Source organism: Mesorhizobium sp. M1406 (genome assembly GCF_040317555.1).
Taxonomy (GTDB): domain Bacteria; phylum Pseudomonadota; class Alphaproteobacteria; order Rhizobiales; family Rhizobiaceae; genus Mesorhizobium.
In genome coordinates this window covers 1-20218 of record NZ_JAMYKW010000047.1, presented here as the reverse complement: position 1 = coordinate 20218, position 20218 = coordinate 1, and the positions used below count along the sequence as shown (strand labels likewise).

Genomic DNA, 20218 nt, shown 5'->3' with positions numbered 1-20218 from the left:
TACTGACAGTAGTTGCCGCACACGAGCTTCTATTGCTCCATCTTCGGATGGAAATACCGGCTTCTCTCGATCTTGCTGATCTGAGGCGATGCCAGGGAACCTGGATGCCCGTTGTAAGTTCTTGAAGAAAGCAATTTTCGATCGCGAGCATGCTCACCCCAATTCGAGCGATGATTTCCCGTGCCGCAGCACCTTTTGTGCTGATGGCCTCCGGTAGCCACGTTCGTAAGCAAAAGAGTGACTGAAGTGCGGCCTTCCGGTCTTCTGGCTCAGCCAGCAAGCGCGAAAGCTCGCAAGTCTGGGTGTTTGCGCACAGGGCTCACCTACGCGGCAATTGCTGTCACCGCCAGCTTGCTCACGTTCCTGGTCATAAATCTCGCCCCCCAACCGCGCGTTTTGCGATCGATCGTGCCTCACCGTTTTGACTCTGCGGATCCCCAATTTGCCAAGACGATGAGCAGTTTCTCGCAAGGACAGCTGTTTAGTTCCAACGCCGTGCAAACCCTGGTCAACGGAGACGAGATTTTTCCTTCGATGCTGCAAGCCATCCGAGTGGCTCATTCAACCATCGATATCGAAACCTATATCTACTGGTCGGGTGCTGTCGGCTATGAGTTCGCGACGTCCCTGGCGGCCAAAGCAAAAGACGGCGTTGAGGTTCGGGTTCTGGTCGACTGGGTCGGCAGTCTTCCGTTCGATGAAGACCTGATCCAGATCATGACAAGAGCCGGCGTGACATTCGAGCGTTATCGACCCATCCACTGGTACACGCTTGACCGGGTCAACAATCGGACCCACCGCAGGCTGCTGATCGTGGATGGACGCGTCGCATTCACCGGGGGTGTCGGCATCGCCGACAACTGGCGCGGAAACGCACGCAATCCGGATGAATGGCGCGACACGCACTATCGAATTGAAGGAATGGCGGTGCCAGCCTTCCAAGCAGCGTTCGCGCAAAACTGGCTCGAGACCACGGGGGAGAGTTTGCAGGGTGAGAAGTTCTATCCTGCACCCGAACCGGCAGGAGAGCTTGACGCGCAGCTGATCCTATCTTCGCAGCCGAATGGCTCGCAGGATGTGGAACTGATGATGTTGACAGCGATAGCTGCTGCTCAAGACCACTTGCGTATCGGGATGGCGTATTTCGTGCCGGATGACATCGCCCTTCAGCAGATCTTGGAGGCCAGGGATCGGGGCGTATCCGTTGATGTCCTCGTACCCAATTCGCTAACGGACGTGCCGTTGACTCGACATGGCTCGCGCTACTTCTGGGGCGCGTTGCTCCAAGCCGGCGTTCGGATATTTGAGTTTCAGCCCACCATGTACCATCCCAAACTCTTGATCGTTGACGATGTCTGGTCGAGCTTTGGTTCAGTCAATTTGGACGAGCGCTCCTTACGTCTGAACGACGAAGCCACGTTGAATGTATACGGCAAGGATTTCGCAAAGACTCAAATCGACTTGTTCAACCAGGATTTGCAGCGATCCAGGCAGATCAGTCTGGAAGAATGGCAAGCGCGTTCGTTGCGCGAAAAGATGACGGACTGGCTTGCCAGCAGGCTAAGGTCGCAGCTTTAACTGGATGTTGCTCCGTGTGAATATCTTGTCGCCATTATGGCTGTCATCTATCCAAATGTCTTGAAAGGGCCGAAGAATGAACCCGCTGCGCGGGAGGGGTGCATGCCCCATTCTGTTCTCAATGCTCCGATCAATACGGTGCGCGAGGGGCTGATCGACGACATGACCCTGCGCCGTTTCAGCCAGGAGATACAGCGAGCTCGGGCTATTCACGGTTGGACAGATCTCGCTTGACGGTCCGCTGGACGGGCCCGGCAGCACGAAAGACCTTGATCGAGGCGCGCGCGGCTCAGCCTCTCCGTGACTGACGTTGGGGCGCCGAACTCGCTGGACTGTGAAGGTTGGCCGCCCGCGACATAGGATCGAATGCCCATCAAAATCAGCACGGTCGGATCAGACAGCATCTTGATGCTCCGAAACGGCCGAAAGCCTTGTGAGTTAGCTCAGGGGAGTGGCGACCATGGCAGGCGGGTTTTTCTTGCGCCCGCCAACTAACGCCAACCAGCGTGAAACTGTTCCCTCTTGTTGTGTTCCTCTGGCCGCTTCTCAAATTCGTATGTCAGCCAACGGCGGAACATCCCAACAATGGCGCGCCGGGCAGCTTTTTGTCATGCCTAAGGTCCTCAATAGCCTCAAGTCCTCGAAACTTTCCCAAACGATTGAGTCTTGTTGCCCACCAGAACAATCACAGGCTCAGCCAAGGCTCTCGAAAGGCGGCGCGACGGAGGCGCGGTAAACTCCGCGCGTATCGAAGGGTAACTTCCACGACAACGCACGGCTTGCCGCCAGTCGAGTAAGTTCCGTGCCTGACCAGTCTCGCATCGGGAACTCCAGGAGAGTTGCCACATAATGCGGTAGCTCTGGAACGAAAGCCTTCATGGAGAATTGTTACTTCGTCTCAGCACCTTAAAGGAGGTTGATATGGGCCGAGGTATCTTGCTTTGGTTGCTCGGGGTTCCGATCCCAATCATCATTCTGATTATGCTTTTTGCGCGGTAGGGGGTGAAAAATGGCAACCGTGCTTTCATCGAGAGACATCACGCCGGTCACTGAGTCATCCTCATCGGCCGTCAGCTGGGGGCCGATCGTCGCGGGCGCTTTCGCGGCCTCGACACTGACGGTTATTCTGATGCTGGTCGGCTCCGGTCTAGGACTGACCATGGTTTCGCCCTGGACTGGATCGAGCGCTTCGACCACGACCTTCGCGGTTTCGGCGGCTGCCTGGCTTGTCATCGTTCAATGGCTATCAGCTGGCGTAGGCGGCTATCTCACCGGCCGGCTGCGCACCAAGTGGGTAAATGTCCACACCGACGAGGTCTATTTTCGTGACACCGCACACGGTTTCCTTGCGTGGGCGCTGGCAACGTTGCTTGTTGCCGGCGTGCTCGGCTCGGCTCTTTCGGCGGCGCTGGGCACGGGTGTGCAGGCTGCATCCTCCGTGGCGTCAGGCGCCGCGATGGGGGCAACGACGGCAGCCGCCAATGCGGCCAGGACGGATGCCCCATCTTCTGGCATCTGGACTGGCTATTTTGTAGATTCTCTATTCCGGTCGGCGAACCCTGCCGCAGCGCCCGCCAATGAACAGAACGTCGCCACCGCTACGGAACAGGCAACGCGCATCTTGTTAGCGGGGGCGGCAAATGGCGAGGTATCGCCCGAAGACAAGGCCTATCTGGCGCAACTCGTCGCCGCCCGCACAGGCCTGTCGGACGCCGATGCGAAGACCCGAGTGGATGCGGTGATCGCCAAGGTCGACGACGCCAAGGTCAAGGCCAAACAGGCGGCCGATACCGCAAGGAAAGCCACTGCATCCTTCGCGCTTATAGGCGCATTGTCGATGGCTATCGGTGCCTTCATAGCGAGCGTTGCAGCAGCGTTCGGGGGCAAGCAGCGCGACGACGAGGAGGCTCTCGTCCTGACCCGTTGAAGGTTGGATCGCATCGGCTGGCGGCGGGCTTGGCCTCACGGGTAATTCACCGCCGCTCGAACCTATGGGATGATCAAAGCCAAGGAGCAATGAGGCGACCTCACTGACGATGATCCTGATCGAATCGACGGGCAATCGCGACCCACTGCTGGGCGTATCCGGGAGCGGTATGGGATTCGCCAAGCAGGAAGCAGAGCGGCAGGTTGATGACAATCTGAATCGCGAACGCGAGCCTCGACCCCTGACACGATCAGAGAATTTTGCTGGTGAGTTCCAGGACAATGAGTGAACCGTCGGGGGATTCACCTTCGGGCAAGTGCAATACCCGCAAAACGCGCAGATTGGTGTGGGCTCCGTGGAGCGACATTGAAATGCTCTCGCCGATACGTGGCACCACCTCAAATGTAACATTGTCGATGAATTGGCTATCGTCGACCGAAACGCGACATTGGACGGACATCAGAAGAACCTCCCAAAAATGCACGCGGCCAACCCGGCGCGGGCGATCCGATTCATAACGGGAGCGACCTGCCTTGGCCTGCTGGTCTCGCGCTATCGCGTGCCAAGCGCCCTTGCCTCGCGCTCAAGTGTTTCACGGTCATTCCCATGCTTGGCGACAAGTTCGCGGACCTGCGGGATGGTGAGGCCGAACTTGCTGGCGAAATAACCAACCTCATACTCCTCGTCGCCCGCCAGCCTGTCTCTATCGCGAAAATCCCGCTTGCTCTTGTCGTCGGCCATCTCGCCATCTCCCTTGAAGGTTCTGTCCCTCGATGAAGTTCCCGAACTCAACGCGCCGCCAGACCCTTGGTTGCTTCGCGGGACTTGCCCGGCCGGGTTTTGTCGAACTTCTGATATGACAAAAAAGCCCGCATCGTTGCCGATGCGGGCTTTGACGGGTTAGCGCAAGATCATGCGCTGTTCGCTGCGTTTTTGCACATAGGTGCCTTTGTCATAGGCCGCTTGAGCCTCGAGCTGCTCCTTTGTGAACGTCGTGTACAGGTAACGCCTGCCGTTCTTGTCGGTCATGAACTTGAGATTGTCCATGCCGACCGCCACCTCTTTCTCGCCGACACCGAGAAAACCACCGACGTCGATGATGACCGCATCGACCGTCTTGTCGCCATTCAGCACGACGTCGCCGATCTCGCCCACATTGACGTCATTGGCCCCGTAAACGGTCGTTCCAACGAAATCTTCGGCCCGAATCTGTCCTATCGGCGTTTCGGTCAACGTCGATTTGTCGATAGACCCGGTTGTGGTCTGGTCGGCGGGCGCCGGCGCTTTCTGCGCGGAGTCGCTGGACGGCGCTGCCGGCACCGTAGCGGTAGGGGCCGGCGCAACTTCATTGGATGCGGTGGTCGCCGGCGCGGGGTCATAGGCCTTGCGGTCGAAAGCTGGCTGCGACTCCAACTCTTCCTTCGTGGTCTGTGCGACCACCCAGCGCGACCCGTTCTTTTCAGCCCACCGTACCTTCTCGAAATCGTAGGCAACGTCCTTTTCGCCAATCCCGAGGAAGCCACCGACTCCGAGAATGAGCGACTTCGCCTTGCCGTCCTTGGCTAGAACAATATCGTTCACATCGCCGATGTTCTGGGCGTCGTTGCTGGTGCCATTGTAGACGGTTTTCCCTATGATGGCGCTCGCAAGAACTGGCATAGCCGCCGGCACGGTCTGCGTCGTATCGGTCGACGTCGAAGGCGGAGTTTTGTTCTCCGCGGCAGGCTCCAAAGCCACACGGTCGAAGTCTGGCTGGCCCTTCAGCTCATCCTTGGTCGTCTGGGCGACGAGCCAACGATCGCCGTTCTTCTCGGCCCATTGAAGCTTGCCATAATCGAAAGCAACTTCCTTGGTGCCGAGCCCAAGGAAGCCACCGACGCCAATAACGGCGGACTTCGCCTGACCATTCGTGTCAAAGACCACATCGCTAACCTTGCCGATGTTTTCGGCATCATCGCCCGTTCCATTGTAGACTGTTTCACCGATGATGTTGGTTACCAAGCTGCCATCAGCGCGCGTTACCCGTGAACCCGGCGCCTCCGTAACGGGTGCCTGCGCGGGTTTCGGCGTCGTCGCCTGCTGCGCATAAACGCCCGTGGCGGTCAGCATCGCCAGCGCCGTCGTGGCTAAAAGATTGCGAAACATGTAAGTCTCTCCTTTTGCCTGACTAATGCACGCCGCTCGTCTCGGAAGACATCAAGGCGGCGTTTGCTGCCGTCAAAACGTTGTCACCCGGGCTCTAGTTCCTGGGTCGCCGTGCGGTGACATGCAAAAGGCGCACGCAGTACTTCCGCAACCGCGGGTGCAAGATCACGAATGTGCATGCGCGGCAGGGCCGCTGGCCCGGAAATGTTCAACGCGGCGCCTGCGGAGCGTCGCTCGCGCGTCTCAACGTTCGCACTTTGTCGTCATTTCGGCCATACTGACAGCAGCGGGCCTTTGCTCCCATAGACCGGATCCTTCCGGGGACGGCCAACCCTGGGAATCGTTCGCAATGCCCGCTCATGTTCCTGGGCTGTCGTGCATTCGTCATAAGTGCCCGATGCCGGATAAGCACCGACCACCAGGAAGTCATCACTCTCGCGGAGGCATTGGTGTCCGGTGCCGGCCGGTAGAACGGCCACGTCGCCGGCCTTCAAGGATAATACCCGGCCCCTTTTGCCTCCGAACCGAACCCTGCCGGTACCGCGCGCAACCCCAAGCACCTCGTGTATGCGGGAATGGTAATGAACGTAGTGATAGATGCCGTCACGCCAGCTGTCACGCCAGCCATTCGCCTCGAAAAGCTCTTCCAGCACGGCCGCGAAGTCGAATTGCTCCATCTGCTTCACGGCGCCACGATAGACGACAAATGGCCAGAACGGATGGTTCGGCACGAGGCCATCGTCCTTGAACCGAAATTCGAGTGGTTTCTTCAACCTCACCAGTTCGGCGAGTTCTTGCGTTCTCGGTCGGCCAATACCCGTCGCCAACTCGGCCGCCTTCTTCACGCTCTCAAGAATACCCACGGCTATCCTCGCGCTGGATTGTAGGGGGCCAGATAGAGCAGTGAGGACGCCTCCGCTCTGGTCTCAACAAATCTCAACTAGCGGCCCCGCACTTTGTTCCTTTTGCCGGATGGCCGTGGTCCACGCCGCGATGTCAAAGAAATGCTTCGCTTCCGGGAGCGACGATCATCCAGCCTCACGATTGACATGACCCGCAACCTGGCCGGAGAGGTCAAGTTCTATCCAGGCTGGCGCATGATCACTCGGCTTTTCCCAACCTCGCAAGTCAGCGTCGACGCCGGCATCCCGCAGCCTGATGGCAAGTGATGGGCTGACGAGAAGATGGTCCATCCGGAGGCCGGAACTCCGATCATAACCGCCCCGGTAGGAGAAGTTCCAATAGGTGTAGATGCCTTTCTCCGGATGGATACGGCGAATGGCATCGATCCAGCCGTTACCAAGCATTTCAGCGTAGGCTTGTCGGCTCTCCGGAAAGTAGACTGCGTCGCCTAGCCAACGTCTTGGTGCCACGGCATCGATGGGCGTTGGCACGACATTGTAGTCGCCGCAAAGAACGCTTGTTGCACCTTCCCTGAGCAGTAGCTGGCCGTAGCTGATCAGACGGTCGAACCAGCGCAGCTTATAGTCGAATTTCGGGCCGGGCGCTGGATTGCCGTTGGGCAGATAGAGGCAGCCGACCACAATCCCATCCACCTCGGTCTCGATATACCGACTGTGGGTATCGTCGGGATCGCCCGGCAGGCCGCGTCGACGTTCCACCGGCTCCCTCCCCCGGGCGAGTATGGCCACACCATTGTAGGACTTTTGCCCGTGCCAGATTGCGCCGTAACCTGCGTTCCTGATGGCTTCGGCGGGAAATTTCTCGTCCGAGGTCTTCAATTCCTGAAGGCACACGATGTCATAGTCAGTCTGACCCAGCCACTTGATGAGCACGGGCAGGCGACCGTTCACGCCGTTCAAGTTGAAGGTTGCGATGCGGATCATCCGAGTCTCAATAAACTCTTGGTGAGCAAGAAAGACTTAGCTGTTGATCCTCAGTGGTCTTTGTAGGACTTGGCGGCCTCGTCAATCTTTCGCCAGTCATTTCCATAGCGACGTACCAACTCCCGCGCCTGCGCTGGTGACAGATCATGTGTCTCGATGACATGCCTCACCTCTGCGTCCTCGCCCTTTATGGGACGCGAACGAGCCTTTTTCGGCCGCTCGCCTTCAGCCGGATTTCGACATCCTCTCGGACCCTGCTTAAACTGCCGAGCGTGGGGAAAGTTTCACAGCACACGTCTTGAGTATTGGCTAGGTGCCATATTCCTGCGCGCTTGCCAGGCTGATGAACCTTTGGCCGGGCGCCGCGTTCCATGCAGCGAACTCGGTTGATTTACAATGACGGACCCCAACGCTCGTCCTGCGCCGCACAAACACGATGCAATTGGTGCCGAAGCCGGCTTTTCGTACGATCGAATGGCGGTCGAGCGGTTTCAGAAAGCTTTTCCGCGTGCCAGATGGAGCGACGAGCGCAAGAGCTGGTTCGTACCCGGCAAGACTGCGGCCCGCCGGATTGACCGCTGGCTGGAGCGGGAGGCGGCGTTGCGGGCGCCCCATGACGATAGCAAGGGACGAGATGCCTTCGCCTTCGACCCAATATCGAGCCAGTATCTGGAAATCGCGGATGACCTGCGCATTCGCATGCCCTATTCCAGGACGGTGCTAGAAGAACTGCGTGCCGTGCCGTGGGCGAGTTGGGACGATGAGTTGCGGGCCTGGCGAGTTCCATTCCGCTCATATGAAGCGCTCCGGCGTCGATGGCCAAACATCGAACAGGCTGCGCAGCACGCCGAACCGGAGGAAAGGAAACGGCGGCTTGCGGCCACCAGAAACACGGAAGCCCATAGAGCCGCACAACAGCGGGCTGGTGAACGCCGGCGCCATCGCTATCCGTTGCCAGTTCAGGATCTGCCTACCTTGGGCCGTGTTGTCGCAACCGTGCAGTACGGGATAGTCGTCTTCACTGAAATTTCCGGTGAACTCGTTGAGCTATCAGACGCAGCCACCTTCTATCCCCATGCCGTACCTGCGAGCGGCGACTTCGTTTGGGGCAAGTGGCGTTCGGCAACCCTGGCCGAACTTGTGAGCACATGGCCTGCTCGGTCCGCCGCCGGGCCGACCGAACGCTTCAGAGGCTGGTGGAGACCAACCCTTGCTGAACTTAGACTTGCTCGGCGAAATGCCCGCAGTAGTGAGCGCAGGAGGCGAAGTCGCGCGCGGTAGATACCGCGCCGACATTCATCTTTTCATTGGTGCATTGCTGGCGTCGCGAGCTCCCCTTCGGAAAATGGCCTCCTGCTCGACAGGCGGCATCGTCGAGATTTTGTCGGCACCAGTGCCGACGATTGGATAGTAGGCCCAGGGCCGTCCAGGTCCTCACGAACAGCGGGGAACCAAACCCGATCACAAGCGGTTTACCAATCAAAGGGACCGCAATGGACGCGGAATAATGGAACTTTTAGATATGGAACTGGCGCGAGCCCGACAGCGGCTTAACCGAGAGGAGCTTGACCTCGAAAATGCGAACGAGATGCTGGATGAAGACTGCGGCGTCGGCATCAATATCGCTCTCTGCAACAGAATACGGGCCGCGCAACGGCGCGTGGTCGAGGCCAGATCTCGTTTGACGAAGATTAATCGCGGCAGAGCGAACACAATTCGCCCAAGTTGAACCTTGCGGCCTTAAATTGGACCACGACCCGCGCGCGGGTCGACAGGTTGCGGTCATGCCAACATCTTCTCTTCCTGGTAGGGTCGGGCGCGGCGACTGCTGTTGCGTACCGCGCATTTGGAGGGTCGCAGCTCGGATTGTCGCTTTTGGTGCAAAGTCTTCCGCGAACTGGGCGGCAAGCCGAGCTAGCGCCAAACACCAAAGCCCGCTACCTTGGGGGGAGAGCAGCGGGCCGATGCAGAGCCGGGCGGCTTAGGGTGGGCGGTTCCGGCGGCGCGCGGACTCGCGGTGTCACGTTGCTCTGCCTGGCGTAAGAGATCTTCTGCTACTGGGCGAACCTCTGCTACAAACACACTACCCCGGCGGGCTGTCGCCTTTCCGCATTGCCGCACTTTCCATCCGCGCCACGCGCCGACTTGCGCCCCGCTGCCGCCGACGCTTCATCCGCGCGGGACCGAGATGCTTCTGAGCTCAAGGACTAAGATGGCCGTACGGCACGACTACCAAACTTGCCGACCATACCAGTCGTCAATGTCGCGCCGCACACGATCCTTCTCGATACCGTACCGCTCCTGAATCGTGCCTTCCAGCTGATCGCGCTTGCCTGCAATGCGGTCAAGGTCGTCATCGGTGAGCTTGCCCCACTGCTCTTTGACCTTGCCTTTCATTTGTTTCCAGTTTCCTTCCACGCGGTTCCAGTCCATGACGCGGTTCTCCTTGATTTAGAGTCCCCGATAGGGGATCAGGAAACCCCACGCCTTTAGGCGGCTGGGATCGCGGCGCTTGCCGTGTAGACTGGCTGGATGGAAGCGTACAAGCGTGGCAGCCACACGGTTTGGGACTGCAAGTATCACCTGGTTTGGGTGACGAAGTACCGTTACGCGGTGCTTGGCGGCGACGTTGGAACCCGGTGCCGGGAGTTGCTGCGCGAGACGGCGCGCGCGCACGAGATGGTTGTGCATGCCGGCTCGATCAACCGCGACCATGTGCATATGCTGGTGTCGATCCCGCCGCGGCTGTCGGTGTCGCGCGCGGTGCAGCACCTGAAGGGGCGCAGCTCGCACAAGCTGCTGAGCGAGTTCGCAATACTGCGCAAGCGCTACTGGGGCCAGCACCTGTGGGCGCGAGGCTATTGGGTGGTGAGCAGCGGGAATGTGATCGACGAGATGTGGGCCGAATGCATCATGAAACCAGGAAGCCCGACGACAACTTCAACGTAGCGTACTGTCCGCCGGACGGCGGACCGATCCGGCTTTAAGCCGTAGCCACCGCCTTTAGGCGGTGGAGTATTCACAAGTTCGAAAAGGAAACGCCGTCCAGACGAGGATGTTCCAGAAACAGCTGACGCGAGGTCATGTGGTACGGCTCACCGCCAGCTAAGATTTTTCCTGCGAAGGATCGGAAATCCGTTCACGCACGGCATGCTCGGTCTTGTCTGCTGTGGACTTCACGATTTCTCCAAGCTGATTGGCCGTTGTGCCCGCGTCCATATGTTGCCGGCCAGCTTCCTGCTTGATGGTGTCGTATGCGTCGGCTGCAACCTGTTTGGCCTCATCGAGGCCTCTGTTGAGCACGGATTGGGCAGTATCGCGAAGTGTGTCCCCATAGCCGCCCAGTCGCTCGTCCTCCGCTGCGGTATGGGGCAGCATGGCCCCTATAGCGGCGCCTATGGCGAGGCCAAGGGCCGCTATGGCCAAGGGCTGCTCCGCCAACAACTCTTGCGCAGAGCGGCTGGCGTTCGCCGCCATGTCACCGGTGGTCGATCTTGCACCGGCCGCGTTCCTCGCCAGCATCTCGGTAGCGACGCTCGCCGCACTCGACACCGTATCGCCGACATTGCTTGCGGCCGACGAGACCGTTTCAGCTGCATCGGAGAGTGCACTGCCCAAGCCGCGACTCTGCTCGCTGTCACGCCGGCCAGGCGCTGTGTAGCCGGCAGCATCACGCGTGCCATTTGAGGGGCCGCTGCCGAGCATCAGCCAAGCTAGGCCTGCGCCCACCATAGTGACCGGCAAGGGGTTGTCCCTGACTTGCGTTCTGAGGTTGCTGAGCATGGCCGAACTTTCTCCTCCGGTGAACAGGCCGGTGAATTCGTCCAGCAGTTGTCCAGGCGTCATCCTGCCCCGAATGGATTCAGCGGTCTCCACCACCCTGGCGCGTGCCGCCTCGGCCTCGCGCTCAAGTTCGGCTGCGGATTTCTTATTCATCTGACTTGTCCCTTGATCACGTTTGCATCACGCTTGAGCTGTTCCTGGGTCCGATCGGGCGCAAGCTCGGAAGGTGCCATGCTAGCCAGCCCGGTCCGCAGCAGGATGACTCCCAAGACGGCCACGACCACACCGACGAGCAGGGAAGACCACCCTGCGCCAAGCCCTGCTTGTGTCAAGGCGATGACGAGTGCCTGCAGCAGCACCAAAAGCGCCGCGAGGAGGCAAATCGCGCCACCCAGCACTTCAGCGGCACCCGATCCGGCTTTGGTAAGCTTCTCAGAAAGCTCCGCCCGAAAAAGCTTGGCTTCGGTCTGCACCAGGGTGGTGATGTGCTGGGTCAAGTCGGTGACCAGCGTGGCAAGACTAGGATTGTCTTGAGTGTTCATCTGTCTTGCTCCGCGTTCTGCATGGCCGGATCATTGCCGACGAGGCCAAAATCCTGGGACCCATCGGCAGACCAATCCGATGCCTCATCCGTGTGTGACTTGGCGTCTCCCGGAGCGCTTTGAGAGGCTTCAGGGCCTGCCGGTGGAGAAGCTTTGATGAACCGCCCGAGAGCCAAACCGGCCAACACGGATCCCGCAAGCAGGACACCGGGATTTTGTCGGCCGAAGGACTGCACGTCCTCCAGGACATGGCCAAAAGGCTTTTGTTTCAAGGAAGATGAAAGCCGCTCCAAGCCGCCGGCGGCATCCAACGCGAATTTCGATGCGTTCCTTTCATCGTTGTTGGCCAGGTGATCGCTCGCCGCGCGCAACGCGCCACCCAACGCCGCCAAGCTCGATCCGATGTCGCGCTGCGCCTCCTGTGCCTTGTCGGAGATGACATGCGCGGCTTCTTTTGCGTAATCGCCAGCCTTGCGGCTCACCTCGTCCCGCGCGTCGTGAAGCAACTCGCTGGCACGTTCCTTTTCTTCGCGAAGCCTCTCGGAAACGTCGCTTTTCGCCTTGTCGAAATCAGTGGGCTGTCCGCCCTCATCATTATCACGCTGCATGGGTCACCTAGTGAAAACCGAGGAAGGAGAGGACCGCGAGCACGACAACGATGAGACCGATAAGATAGATGACACTGTTCATGGCACGTTCCTCCGTGGCTACCCAACTTCGAGAAGCCTGCGATGTTCCTTAGGTGAAAACATTTTTTGATCAGGCTGAAAACGGAGAGCTACGTGATGCACGCAACAATCAAGAACAAGCTGAACTGCCCCTCTATGCATTGTCGCTCGATATAAACCGGGTGCGCCCGAGTCCACGGAAGCGGCAAGCCAACCCAGCCGCTTGCGCGCCGGGAGTTCGCTCTGGAATTCTTAAGTTGAACACGCTATATGACCACCTACATGGTCAGGAGAATGTCATGGATGTGATCAATCTGGCAGAAGCCAAGGCCCATCTGAGCGAGTTGGTCGACCGGGTCGAGGCAGGCCATTCAATCGACATCACTCGGCGCGGCAAGCCGGTTGCTCGGCTCACCGCCGTTTCCAATCCTCGCAAACCAATCGACGCTGCCCTGCTCCGGTCTCTGACGGCGATTGTGCCGCCGCAGACTGAAAGCGCTGCTGATCTGGTGCGCGCGATGCGGGACGGCGACCGCTACTGATGCTTTATCTCGACACGTCGCTGATCGTCGCGGCGCTCTCCAATGAAGCGATGACGCCGCGCGTCCAGACTTGGCTGGCGGAGCAGGATGCGGCGCAGCTTCTGATCAGCGACTGGACCCTCACCGAGATGTCTTCGGCCATGGCGATAAAGCTGCGGACCAGCCAGATCAGCCTGGAACAGCGCGCTGGGGCGCTCGCCATGTTCAACAAGCTAGTCATCGAGAGCTTCACCGTGCTCGGCGTGACGGGCGAGCAATTCCGGACCGCAGCGAAGTTTGCCGATCAGCATATGCTTGGGCTTCGGGCCGGCGATGCGCTGCATCTCGCCATTGCATCGGAGCATGGCGCCACGGTGCACACGCTCGACCAGCGGCTCGGCGAGGCCGGGCCGGCGCTCGGCGTGCCGACACAGTTGCTGACATGAAGCGGGCCCTCTCCCACTCCGCAATTGTCTAAGGCATCCATGGCCGGTGACTGGACCGACGAGCAGAATGACGATATCGTCGCCGGGAGCGGAATGGCAGCTTCGGGAGCGATTTTATTGACGAATTTCAGCTGTTGGGGAATCCCATGCTTTCGCAGACCATCTAGCGATCAACTGATATTGGCCAGGCGATAAGCGCGGCCAACGGGATCGTCGCCGCGCCGTTCTTTTCAATGCATGTATTGCCCGCCATAAACTCAATGATCTGTCCTTCGACGTAACGGCTCAACGCGTCCGAGGCGAGGATGAGATGGCCTAAAGCGTATCGCAGCATACGCGTGAACCTCTACGTTCGCATCATCGTGAGAGACGGCGACGATACTGGCACATTCATCCTGGCTGACGTGGGTGATCACGATCTCGCCGATCGCTACGCTGAAATCCGATGACTTGCCTATAAGCCGCGACTTATGCGATATCCGCCACGTGCTCCCAAGCGAGGCGCGGCATGCTGGCACGAACAGACCCCTTCCTCGCGAGCCGAGCACCAGTTGATCGACCCTTTGCGGCCTCGCTCGCGAAACCTCGCTTGTGGCCATCTCTGACCTGCTGCGCGCCTGTCCCGACCTAGTCGAGCAACACACCACGGCGCTGCTCGATATGTTCGATCTCATCCCGCTCGGGCCAATGATGGTGGTAAATCATGCCCGCGAACGCATGGCCCTGATGAACGATGCCGCGGAGCTCGTTGGCAAGCGTCTCTCCTGGAAGCGGGTAGGCCAATTTGCTGACAATCCGGACATTGAATTCCTGGCACAGCCGCTTTCACGCGAGGGGTCGACGACCATGCCGGAGGGGATATCGACCCGAGCCGTCGCCACGATCCGGCGGATCATCGATCGCCACGGCGTCGAGCATGCGCGCCTATGTGCATCCTGGCTGAAGGGCGGGGCAACAACGCCCTGATAGACGCATAAGGATGACCATCCGGGCTTTAGTCTCGGGCCAAAGCGGTCGGCCGAATAGTAACAACGCGATCGCCAGCAGGCACACAACCAGAGCGGCGGTGAAGGCATTCGCGATGATCTGGCCTAACTTCATGTTGTTCTTCGGTGTGGTGCCCGCCGAGCCTCAGCTGGCAGCCCGCCGCCACATAGGCGGCGGGCTTCAGCCGAAAGGTTGGTCAGTCATAGACCTTGATAATCTTGCGAGTGCCCGGATCCACCAGAACTGTCCGGTTGTCGATCACGACATAGCGGTATTTGACGTCGGGCACTTCATACAGCTCGACTGTCTCGGGCAGCGCTGTGCCGATATTGAGTTCCACGCCGGGAACCTTCACCGATGCTAAAGGCTGCTTCTTCACATACTCATGGATGACCGTATCCTGCTCAGGCGTGATGATCACGTCCTGAGCAGCGACCGCGCCGACACCAGCGAAGAGCGACAACGCCGCAACGGCGCCCGTAAGATGCATTCTCATGATTTTCTCCTCTTGCGGCCGGCGACCACGACATCGTCCAAGCCGACCTCCAAACCGAACTTGGGGCAACGTCAAACGTTCCCGGGTTGAGGCTTCGGTCGGGCAGAGGGTAAGACTTAAGCCCGAGCGTAAAACGCAATGGTCCTACCCATGATGTGGTGTGGAACAGCTTGCTTCCAAGGTTATTGTTTCTCGGAAAGTTCGGAGAAATCAGATGGATAGAAGTGTTGGTGAGGCGCGCTGGTTGCTCGCACCGCTATTTGGGACCGTCACCTTTTTCTCGCGATCGCTGGCTGACAATCTTGTAGATCGGCACAGCTACGTCCCTTCCTGCGCTGATAAGGGTTCGCTCGCTTCTGCCGAGAGGCGTGCGAACCCTCTATCTTCAACGATGCGTATGAGGCGACCCTAATGTTAAGCGACAAAGAAACCCGGTTTCTAGAGGCGGGCATGCTCCTGGCAGTGCCTTTCTGCGTGGCGGTCACGGCGCTATCTTCGCCTTGGCCTTTTGACGGACAATGGTTGGAATGAATCGCTTCCTTTTCGTCGCGGCCGACTTTCTTTCCCGGCCCCCCGGGTTCTATGTGATGCTCATAGCCATGGTGCTTTGCACAGCGCTGGTACCTTTTGGCCTGACAAATACGGTTACGTATGGCCTGTCGGTCGCGGCCATCGTGATTACTGGTGTTGTCCTGATACAGGGCTATCGCGACACCGCCGCCATCCACGCCAAACTCGATGAGATCATCGTTGCACTTGAGGAAACCAGAAACGATGTTGTCGGGCTGGAGCATGCCGACCCGGAGGAGATCAGGGAAAAGGTTGTGAAGCTCGAAGAAGAAGCAGCGCAAGTATCTGGCCCATTCCAATCAGCTATTAGCTAAGCACGAGCTTTCGGAAGCAATAGGAGACAGATCATGAATAATATCATTTGGCTCGTTGGAGCGGTGGTCGTCGTATTATTGATACTGAGCTTTTTTGGCCTTCGGTAAGCCTACGTCGCGTCATCAACGTGCGCGGCCGGCCAAGAGGAGGGGGCGAAAAGCCCAGCGAATTGTCCGGTGCCGAGAAGCCGCTCATGCGGGCACCAGTCAGCATCTTCGGTGCCTCTTCTTTGGTGAGGCGCACTTGTGCGCAAAACCGCTTGCCTCGATCGCCCTTTCCCGATCCGCCTGAGACTCCGTGCGTTGCTTGGCCTTTTTGCCCATCGATCTACCTATCGGTCTGCTGACGAGACCGAACAGTCGGATTGCTAGTGGTTCCCAGCTGCGCGAGAGCGCGCAGGAACAATGTCAGCGAGCCCAATATCGGCGTCATCCCAGCTGACATATGGCCGCGGCAACAGCCCGAGCCGGCAGGATGTCGACGCGAACGCTCTCCAACGCTTGAGGTTGGTGAAAACGCCATCCGGCTGAAAAATTCTATTCTTCGCGTCCTTTGCGGCTTCGGTCCGGGCGAGCGACTGCGGACTTGCCTGTGGTCGCGGAAGCAATCGTTGGAACAGAAGAGGCATTCGCCAGTTTGCTGGCATGGAGTCGGTGTTCGAACAAATTGCGGGATCGCTGAAGGAGCGGAGAGCCATGCTGTTTGTTGGCGCCGGAGTGTCGATGAGCGTCGGCTTGCCACCATGGAGAAAACTCATCGAGCACATGGCAAATGAGCTTGGCCTGGATGAGCAGATGGTCGGTATGCCTGACGCCAGCTATCAGGCCCTTGCCGAGTACTACCGCCTTAAGCACGGCAGTATAGGGTCCCTGCGAAGCTGGATGGACCGGGAGTGGAGTGTTTCTCGGGAAAAGGTGAGGCGATCGGAGATCCACAAACTCATCGTGTTGCTCGACTTCCCGATTATCTACACCACCAACTACGACCGGAACCTGGAAGCGGCTTTCGAGATACATGGCCGCCCATTCGTCAAAATAGCCAATGCGAAGGACATCGCCAAAGCCGGCGGCGACCTTACCCAGATCGTCAAATACCATGGCGATGTTGACGACGATACTTCGCTAGTGTTGGCCGAGACGGACTATTTTGACCGGCTTTCCTTCGACTCCCCGCTGGATGTGAAATTCCGGGCCGATGCGCTGGGGCGCACCATTCTGTTCATCGGTTACAGCATGTCCGATATGAACATCCGTCTACTGCTGCATCGTCTGTGGCAGACTTGGCGCCTGTCCGGTTACGAGCGAGACCGTCCAAAGTCATTCGTGTTCATGCCGACCCCGAACGTAGTTCAGGAAGCGGTTCTCGGGCGCTGGGGTCTCAACGTCGTGGCTGGGGACGATGAGAATCCGCAACAGAGCTTGGTAGCTTTCCTCAGCAAGATCGCCGAAGCGAAATGACGGGAGGTCTGGAGTATGTCGCAGGCGTCCCTGAATGCGTTCCGATCCATCGAACGTGTCCGCCTCAAGATCGGACGTTCGTGGGCTCAGGGCTGCCGATAAGATGCGACGTCTTCGACGGTGGCTGGATGGCGCACCCTCGACTGCGGAGAAGCGGTGAACTATCCACACTGCTCTGCAAGGAACCATGCCGACGCGATCAAAATGTCCATGTGAGGACGATTGCGGCTGGCCGCGTGCCGTTGCCGAGCCGTTCGCGCATTTCTTGGTTCAGTGTCACGAAAGCGCTGCCGACATAGCGCCCAGTGCCGCGCTCGGTCACCAGCGCGAAAGCCGGTTTGCCGGCCTCACGCTCGACGCCGAGCAGCACAAATTCGTCGACCACGCCCTCAAGCCCAGCCTGGTCGACAAGGTGATAGATGGCCTTGTTCGCCCGCAGCGGCTCGCTGAACCTGGACGCGTCCGCCAGGTTCGATCATGCTTGCCAGGATCTCGCGGCGCTCCTCCAGCGCCATGTCACGTAGATCGTGGCCGTTGTGGTGGAGCAGATCGAACGCGACGAAATAGAGCTCGTGCTGTCGGACACAGCGATTCCTACGGCTCGCTATTGCGGTGAGAAACACAGGCTCGAACAGCTATCACCCGAAGGCTTTCGTCGAGAGCACAAAAAAGATCAATCTCTAAATAGCCTCGCCAGCGCGTTCCCGCTCGCTGCTCTTCCGCCCCGCCGAAGCGTTGTCTCAGCCTGCCAGTGGCCCGCGCCCTGTTGCAGGACACGGGCCGACCGAGGAGGACTCTCAGTCAGCAGCAGAGCCCGATGAAAACCTGCCGCATCAGCTTCAATAAGCCAAGGCCAGCGAAGTTCCGAGCGCAAACAAAAAAGCCCGCCGGTCGAGGCCAGCGGCCGAAAGTTTCCGACGGACTAACCAGGACGCCCCCGCCTTAGGAAAGCTAGCAACCTTCCGTAGTTTTTTTACCTGTCCAGGAGCTGCGGATTTGGCCGCCGTATCCTGCTGACCAGGAGCTGCCTGTCAAACGGCTTCCAAAACTGACCCCGGATCGGCGTCCAATTGGACGCCGATTCCCCGGCTTATGGGATCAATTTTGCACGCCGATTCACAGTCGGGATCAGCGGGCGGCGCCAAATCGTTCAGGAAACGGTCGAGCGCGACGGGCTGCAGTGCCATACTCGTCGTTGTGCGGAGCTTGACACCGTAATGCCTTGAGAGAGCAGCCTTAGTCCTCAAGGTGGAGGAACGCTGTCAAAGACCGTGGATCGGGACCCCTGTTTTTTCGCGCAAAGGGACCCCGGCTTTCGGTGCGGAGAGGCACACCGGTAAGCGCCCGATCAGGCGAAGCTGGTCGGCAAGGTCGCTAATGAAGACTGGGTTTTCCGTGGCGTTGCCCGGCAAGTTCTCGGCCATCCATTTGTCGAGGAAGTTGATCCCGCAGGTGCTCATCGAAAGATGACCACCAGTGGCCGGTCGCGAGCAACACTTCGGCCGGTAGTCGTGCGCCAGCGAGGCTTTTGGAAAAGGATCCGGCTGGGGGCGGTTACCGGCCTAACTGTCTTCTCGTCCCCTTGGGTCGCTAAAAGCCCGCGCCTCGGCGGAGAGAGCGCGGGCCGATCAAGGGTAATGCCCCGATCTTCGGCAGGGGTGATGGAGAGCATGCCTCTACCGCTAAGCAACAACCTTTAGCGACTGCTAATGTTCCACCGCCGTGCTGCCCTTGCCCATCCCACCGACGCAGCGCGGCGCTGTCGCAGCCGCTCCTCCTACTCCCACTCTGTTTAGCACCAGTACAGCTTCTCGCATATGGTCCCGACAGCGGTCATCACCGGTTGGCCCCAGTTGTGCACTCGTACTTCGTTCGTATGCTTTGCGCCTAATTCAGCATGAGCGTATATACTTCCTAGCCCCGGCGCCGTTCTCACAAACTGCCCGGCGGTTAGGCCCGGTGTCCTAGCCCCATCCCAACAAAGGGGTGCCGGGCCGCTCGACTCAAATCCATCGTTCAAAGGCCCGCCGCCCCAGTTGCGAGGCGACGGGCCCTCGCCCCAGCCCACACACGTATCAACGCAATTGCGGTGCCAAGCGTATTGACCCGTAACGGGTCACATTGGGTCCAGCGGGAGATGGGCTTCACATGGTAGCCGGCGGCGTTGTGGCCCAACACCTGCCGTGGCCTCGCCAACGCCGAAGTACGCGCCGGTGCTGATGACGATTTTGTCCTCGATCATCGTACCCTGTTGCAGCTTCAGGCGAACCTGACCCATTGATTGGACCATTTCATGGACGTGCCCCTACTGATCCAGCGTACGCATCCGGTGAAGACCGCAGACGTGCATATCCGATGCCATGAGGACCTGAGCACCGCGGTGCTGGGGTCAAGCTTTCGATGGGGAGACGCGATGATGTTCTTCGAGGAGGAGTTCGACCTCTTCGATGCCTTCATCGGTGAAGGCCAAGATCCCGTCGTCATCGTTAGCCCCGTACACCCAGATCACGCCATCCTCGGGCTCGAGACCGAGGGTCAGGTCCTGGATGAGCTCTTCGCTGACGCCGAGGTCCCTGGCGACACGTTCGACGGTGTAGATGTGATGCACCTTATTGCGCTGCATGATCAGGCCGCCGCTGGTTGGGTCCGCAGTTTTGCGGGTCTCCAATTCCACGGCAGCAAATCATCGATCCGATGGGCTGGATAGGCGGGCAGTCGAGCGAGGACGTGGGCGAGCCAGACTTGCGGATCGATATCGTTCATCTTGGCGCTGACGATCAGGCTGTAGAGAACGGCAGCGCGCTGTCCGCCGCGATCGGAACCGCAGAACAGCCAGGACTTTCTGCCGAGAGCCATCGCAGGGTCATTCTGCCCATGTCGGGCAGATGGTGGAGTTTCATTACCGCTGGCATCCATATTACGGCGGTCGTTTTCGG

General features: G+C 59.1%; 25 protein-coding genes and 1 pseudogene. 12 read left to right on the top strand and 14 right to left on the bottom strand.

Annotated features, from left to right (window positions below; genetic code table 11):
* The first annotated feature begins 237 nt into the window (after positions 1 to 237).
* From NKH03_RS26690 to NKH03_RS26675, 4 genes are all read left to right on the top strand, one after another.
* The gene (locus NKH03_RS26690) at positions 238 to 1578 is read left to right on the top strand and encodes a phospholipase D-like domain-containing protein (protein WP_352971611.1); all 1341 of its coding nucleotides are present in this window, start codon (positions 238 to 240) and stop codon (positions 1576 to 1578) included.
* A 102-nt stretch (positions 1579 to 1680) separates the two neighbouring features.
* Positions 1681 to 1812, top strand: coding sequence for a hypothetical protein (locus NKH03_RS26685; RefSeq protein WP_352880502.1), 132 nt, complete (start codon positions 1681 to 1683; stop codon positions 1810 to 1812).
* A gap of 775 nt (positions 1813 to 2587) precedes the next feature.
* Positions 2588 to 3505: a hypothetical protein gene (locus NKH03_RS26680; protein ID WP_352880500.1), complete on the top strand. Its 918-nt coding sequence runs from the start codon at positions 2588 to 2590 to the stop codon at positions 3503 to 3505.
* A 109-nt stretch (positions 3506 to 3614) separates the two neighbouring features.
* Entirely contained in the window at positions 3615 to 3794 is a 180-nt protein-coding gene (locus NKH03_RS26675) for a hypothetical protein (RefSeq protein WP_352870795.1), read from the top strand.
* 263 nt (positions 3795 to 4057) lie between these two features.
* Here the strand turns inward: NKH03_RS26675 and NKH03_RS26670 are convergent, their stop codons facing one another.
* The 4 genes from NKH03_RS26670 to xth all read right to left on the bottom strand — a co-directional run bounded on the left by NKH03_RS26670 (position 4058) and on the right by xth (position 7497).
* Positions 4058 to 4246: a DUF3606 domain-containing protein gene (locus tag NKH03_RS26670; protein ID WP_352870794.1), complete on the bottom strand. Its 189-nt coding sequence runs from the start codon at positions 4244 to 4246 to the stop codon at positions 4058 to 4060.
* A 159-nt stretch (positions 4247 to 4405) separates the two neighbouring features.
* Positions 4406 to 5650, bottom strand: a complete 1245-nt coding sequence (locus NKH03_RS26665; RefSeq protein WP_352971608.1) for a PRC-barrel domain-containing protein — start codon at positions 5648 to 5650, stop codon at positions 4406 to 4408.
* 263 nt (positions 5651 to 5913) lie between these two features.
* The gene (locus tag NKH03_RS26660) at positions 5914 to 6513 is read right to left on the bottom strand and encodes a cupin domain-containing protein (RefSeq protein WP_352971605.1); all 600 of its coding nucleotides are present in this window, start codon (positions 6511 to 6513) and stop codon (positions 5914 to 5916) included.
* A 165-nt stretch (positions 6514 to 6678) separates the two neighbouring features.
* Positions 6679 to 7497 (bottom strand): exodeoxyribonuclease III, encoded by an 819-nt coding sequence (gene xth, locus NKH03_RS26655; protein WP_352870791.1) that lies wholly within the window; start codon positions 7495 to 7497, stop codon positions 6679 to 6681.
* Between the two features lie 396 nt (positions 7498 to 7893).
* Between xth and NKH03_RS26650 the strand changes: the two genes are divergently transcribed.
* Entirely contained in the window at positions 7894 to 8778 is an 885-nt protein-coding gene (locus NKH03_RS26650; protein ID WP_352971602.1) for a hypothetical protein, read from the top strand.
* Positions 8779 to 9004: 226 nt separating this feature from the next.
* A complete protein-coding gene (locus NKH03_RS26645) occupies positions 9005 to 9226 on the top strand; it encodes a hypothetical protein (protein ID WP_352971599.1) in 222 nt (73 codons plus the stop codon).
* Positions 9227 to 9726: 500 nt separating this feature from the next.
* Here NKH03_RS26645 and NKH03_RS26640 read toward each other — a convergent pair whose 3' ends face one another.
* Entirely contained in the window at positions 9727 to 9930 is a 204-nt protein-coding gene (locus tag NKH03_RS26640) for a CsbD family protein (protein ID WP_352971596.1), read from the bottom strand.
* 99 nt (positions 9931 to 10029) lie between these two features.
* Here NKH03_RS26640 and tnpA point away from each other — a divergent pair.
* Positions 10030 to 10484: pseudogene (gene tnpA, locus NKH03_RS26635) on the top strand (IS200/IS605 family transposase).
* Positions 10485 to 10602: 118 nt separating this feature from the next.
* Here tnpA and NKH03_RS26630 read toward each other — a convergent pair.
* From NKH03_RS26630 to NKH03_RS26620, 3 genes are read right to left on the bottom strand one after another with little or no spacing between them, the layout of a single operon-like run.
* Positions 10603 to 11433 (bottom strand): hypothetical protein, encoded by an 831-nt coding sequence (locus tag NKH03_RS26630; protein WP_352971591.1) that lies wholly within the window; start codon positions 11431 to 11433, stop codon positions 10603 to 10605.
* The gene (locus NKH03_RS26625; protein WP_352971589.1) at positions 11430 to 11822 is read right to left on the bottom strand and encodes a phage holin family protein; all 393 of its coding nucleotides are present in this window, start codon (positions 11820 to 11822) and stop codon (positions 11430 to 11432) included. Before NKH03_RS26625 ends, NKH03_RS26630 begins: the two co-directional genes overlap by 4 nt.
* Positions 11819 to 12430, bottom strand: coding sequence for a hypothetical protein (locus NKH03_RS26620; protein ID WP_352971586.1), 612 nt, complete (start codon positions 12428 to 12430; stop codon positions 11819 to 11821). The genes NKH03_RS26625 and NKH03_RS26620 overlap by 4 nt, the downstream gene beginning before the upstream one ends.
* Before the next feature lie 359 nt (positions 12431 to 12789).
* Between NKH03_RS26620 and NKH03_RS26615 the strand changes: the two genes are divergently transcribed.
* The 3 genes from NKH03_RS26615 (at position 12790) to NKH03_RS26605 (ending at position 14423) form a co-directional block, all read left to right on the top strand.
* Entirely contained in the window at positions 12790 to 13032 is a 243-nt protein-coding gene (locus NKH03_RS26615; protein ID WP_352870784.1) for a type II toxin-antitoxin system Phd/YefM family antitoxin, read from the top strand.
* Positions 13032 to 13457 carry a type II toxin-antitoxin system VapC family toxin gene (locus tag NKH03_RS26610; RefSeq protein WP_352971583.1) on the top strand — a complete coding sequence of 142 codons (426 nt, stop codon included), beginning with the start codon at positions 13032 to 13034 and terminating at the stop codon, positions 13455 to 13457. The genes NKH03_RS26615 and NKH03_RS26610 overlap by 1 nt, the downstream gene beginning before the upstream one ends.
* 660 nt (positions 13458 to 14117) lie before the next feature.
* The gene (locus tag NKH03_RS26605; protein ID WP_352971580.1) at positions 14118 to 14423 is read left to right on the top strand and encodes a hypothetical protein; all 306 of its coding nucleotides are present in this window, start codon (positions 14118 to 14120) and stop codon (positions 14421 to 14423) included.
* Between the two features lie 217 nt (positions 14424 to 14640).
* Here the strand turns inward: NKH03_RS26605 and NKH03_RS26600 are convergent, their stop codons facing one another.
* Entirely contained in the window at positions 14641 to 14940 is a 300-nt protein-coding gene (locus NKH03_RS26600) for a DUF1236 domain-containing protein (protein ID WP_352971578.1), read from the bottom strand.
* Positions 14941 to 15467: 527 nt separating this feature from the next.
* Here NKH03_RS26600 and NKH03_RS26595 point away from each other — a divergent pair.
* Complete coding sequence (locus NKH03_RS26595) at positions 15468 to 15824, top strand: low affinity iron permease family protein (protein WP_352971575.1); 357 nt, start codon at positions 15468 to 15470, stop codon at positions 15822 to 15824.
* 645 nt (positions 15825 to 16469) lie between these two features.
* Complete coding sequence (locus tag NKH03_RS26590) at positions 16470 to 17282, top strand: SIR2 family NAD-dependent protein deacylase (protein WP_352971573.1); 813 nt, start codon at positions 16470 to 16472, stop codon at positions 17280 to 17282.
* 199 nt (positions 17283 to 17481) lie between these two features.
* Here the strand turns inward: NKH03_RS26590 and NKH03_RS26585 are convergent, their stop codons facing one another.
* The 5 genes from NKH03_RS26585 to NKH03_RS26565 form a co-directional block, all read right to left on the bottom strand.
* Positions 17482 to 17667, bottom strand: coding sequence for a hypothetical protein (locus NKH03_RS26585; protein ID WP_352971571.1), 186 nt, complete (start codon positions 17665 to 17667; stop codon positions 17482 to 17484).
* A 4-nt stretch (positions 17668 to 17671) separates the two neighbouring features.
* Complete coding sequence (locus tag NKH03_RS26580; protein ID WP_352971570.1) at positions 17672 to 17905, bottom strand: ATP-dependent DNA ligase; 234 nt, start codon at positions 17903 to 17905, stop codon at positions 17672 to 17674.
* A gap of 639 nt (positions 17906 to 18544) precedes the next feature.
* A complete protein-coding gene (locus NKH03_RS26575) occupies positions 18545 to 18742 on the bottom strand; it encodes a hypothetical protein (protein ID WP_352971568.1) in 198 nt (65 codons plus the stop codon).
* Positions 18743 to 19671: 929 nt separating this feature from the next.
* Complete coding sequence (locus NKH03_RS26570) at positions 19672 to 19905, bottom strand: hypothetical protein (RefSeq protein WP_352971565.1); 234 nt, start codon at positions 19903 to 19905, stop codon at positions 19672 to 19674.
* Positions 19906 to 19907: 2 nt separating this feature from the next.
* Positions 19908 to 20218 (bottom strand): transposase domain-containing protein (locus NKH03_RS26565; protein WP_352971563.1); only part of this gene is annotated, 311 nt, incomplete at its 5' end.

Bases quoted from the DNA above. Each gene is read 5' to 3' on its own strand.
- NKH03_RS26685 (WP_352880502.1), top strand. From the start codon at position 1,681: ATGCCCCATTCTGTTCTCAATGCTCCGATCAATACGGTGCGCGAGGGG.
- NKH03_RS26680 (WP_352880500.1), top strand. From the start codon at position 2,588: ATGGCAACCGTGCTTTCATCGAGAGACATCACGCCGGTCACTGAGTCA.
- NKH03_RS26675 (WP_352870795.1), top strand. From the start codon at position 3,615: ATGATCCTGATCGAATCGACGGGCAATCGCGACCCACTGCTGGGCGTA.
- NKH03_RS26670 (WP_352870794.1), bottom strand. From the start codon at position 4,246: ATGGCCGACGACAAGAGCAAGCGGGATTTTCGCGATAGAGACAGGCTG.
- NKH03_RS26665 (WP_352971608.1), bottom strand. From the start codon at position 5,650: ATGTTTCGCAATCTTTTAGCCACGACGGCGCTGGCGATGCTGACCGCC.
- xth (WP_352870791.1), bottom strand. From the start codon at position 7,497: ATGATCCGCATCGCAACCTTCAACTTGAACGGCGTGAACGGTCGCCTG.
- NKH03_RS26650 (WP_352971602.1), top strand. From the start codon at position 7,894: ATGACGGACCCCAACGCTCGTCCTGCGCCGCACAAACACGATGCAATT.
- NKH03_RS26645 (WP_352971599.1), top strand. From the start codon at position 9,005: ATGGAACTTTTAGATATGGAACTGGCGCGAGCCCGACAGCGGCTTAAC.
- NKH03_RS26640 (WP_352971596.1), bottom strand. From the start codon at position 9,930: ATGGACTGGAACCGCGTGGAAGGAAACTGGAAACAAATGAAAGGCAAG.
- NKH03_RS26630 (WP_352971591.1), bottom strand. From the start codon at position 11,433: ATGAATAAGAAATCCGCAGCCGAACTTGAGCGCGAGGCCGAGGCGGCA.
- NKH03_RS26625 (WP_352971589.1), bottom strand. From the start codon at position 11,822: ATGAACACTCAAGACAATCCTAGTCTTGCCACGCTGGTCACCGACTTG.
- NKH03_RS26620 (WP_352971586.1), bottom strand. From the start codon at position 12,430: ATGCAGCGTGATAATGATGAGGGCGGACAGCCCACTGATTTCGACAAG.
- NKH03_RS26615 (WP_352870784.1), top strand. From the start codon at position 12,790: ATGGATGTGATCAATCTGGCAGAAGCCAAGGCCCATCTGAGCGAGTTG.
- NKH03_RS26610 (WP_352971583.1), top strand. From the start codon at position 13,032: ATGCTTTATCTCGACACGTCGCTGATCGTCGCGGCGCTCTCCAATGAA.
- NKH03_RS26605 (WP_352971580.1), top strand. From the start codon at position 14,118: ATGTTCGATCTCATCCCGCTCGGGCCAATGATGGTGGTAAATCATGCC.
- NKH03_RS26600 (WP_352971578.1), bottom strand. From the start codon at position 14,940: ATGAGAATGCATCTTACGGGCGCCGTTGCGGCGTTGTCGCTCTTCGCT.
- NKH03_RS26595 (WP_352971575.1), top strand. From the start codon at position 15,468: ATGAATCGCTTCCTTTTCGTCGCGGCCGACTTTCTTTCCCGGCCCCCC.
- NKH03_RS26590 (WP_352971573.1), top strand. From the start codon at position 16,470: ATGGAGTCGGTGTTCGAACAAATTGCGGGATCGCTGAAGGAGCGGAGA.
- NKH03_RS26575 (WP_352971568.1), bottom strand. From the start codon at position 18,742: ATGAGCACCTGCGGGATCAACTTCCTCGACAAATGGATGGCCGAGAAC.
- NKH03_RS26570 (WP_352971565.1), bottom strand. From the start codon at position 19,905: ATGCAGCGCAATAAGGTGCATCACATCTACACCGTCGAACGTGTCGCC.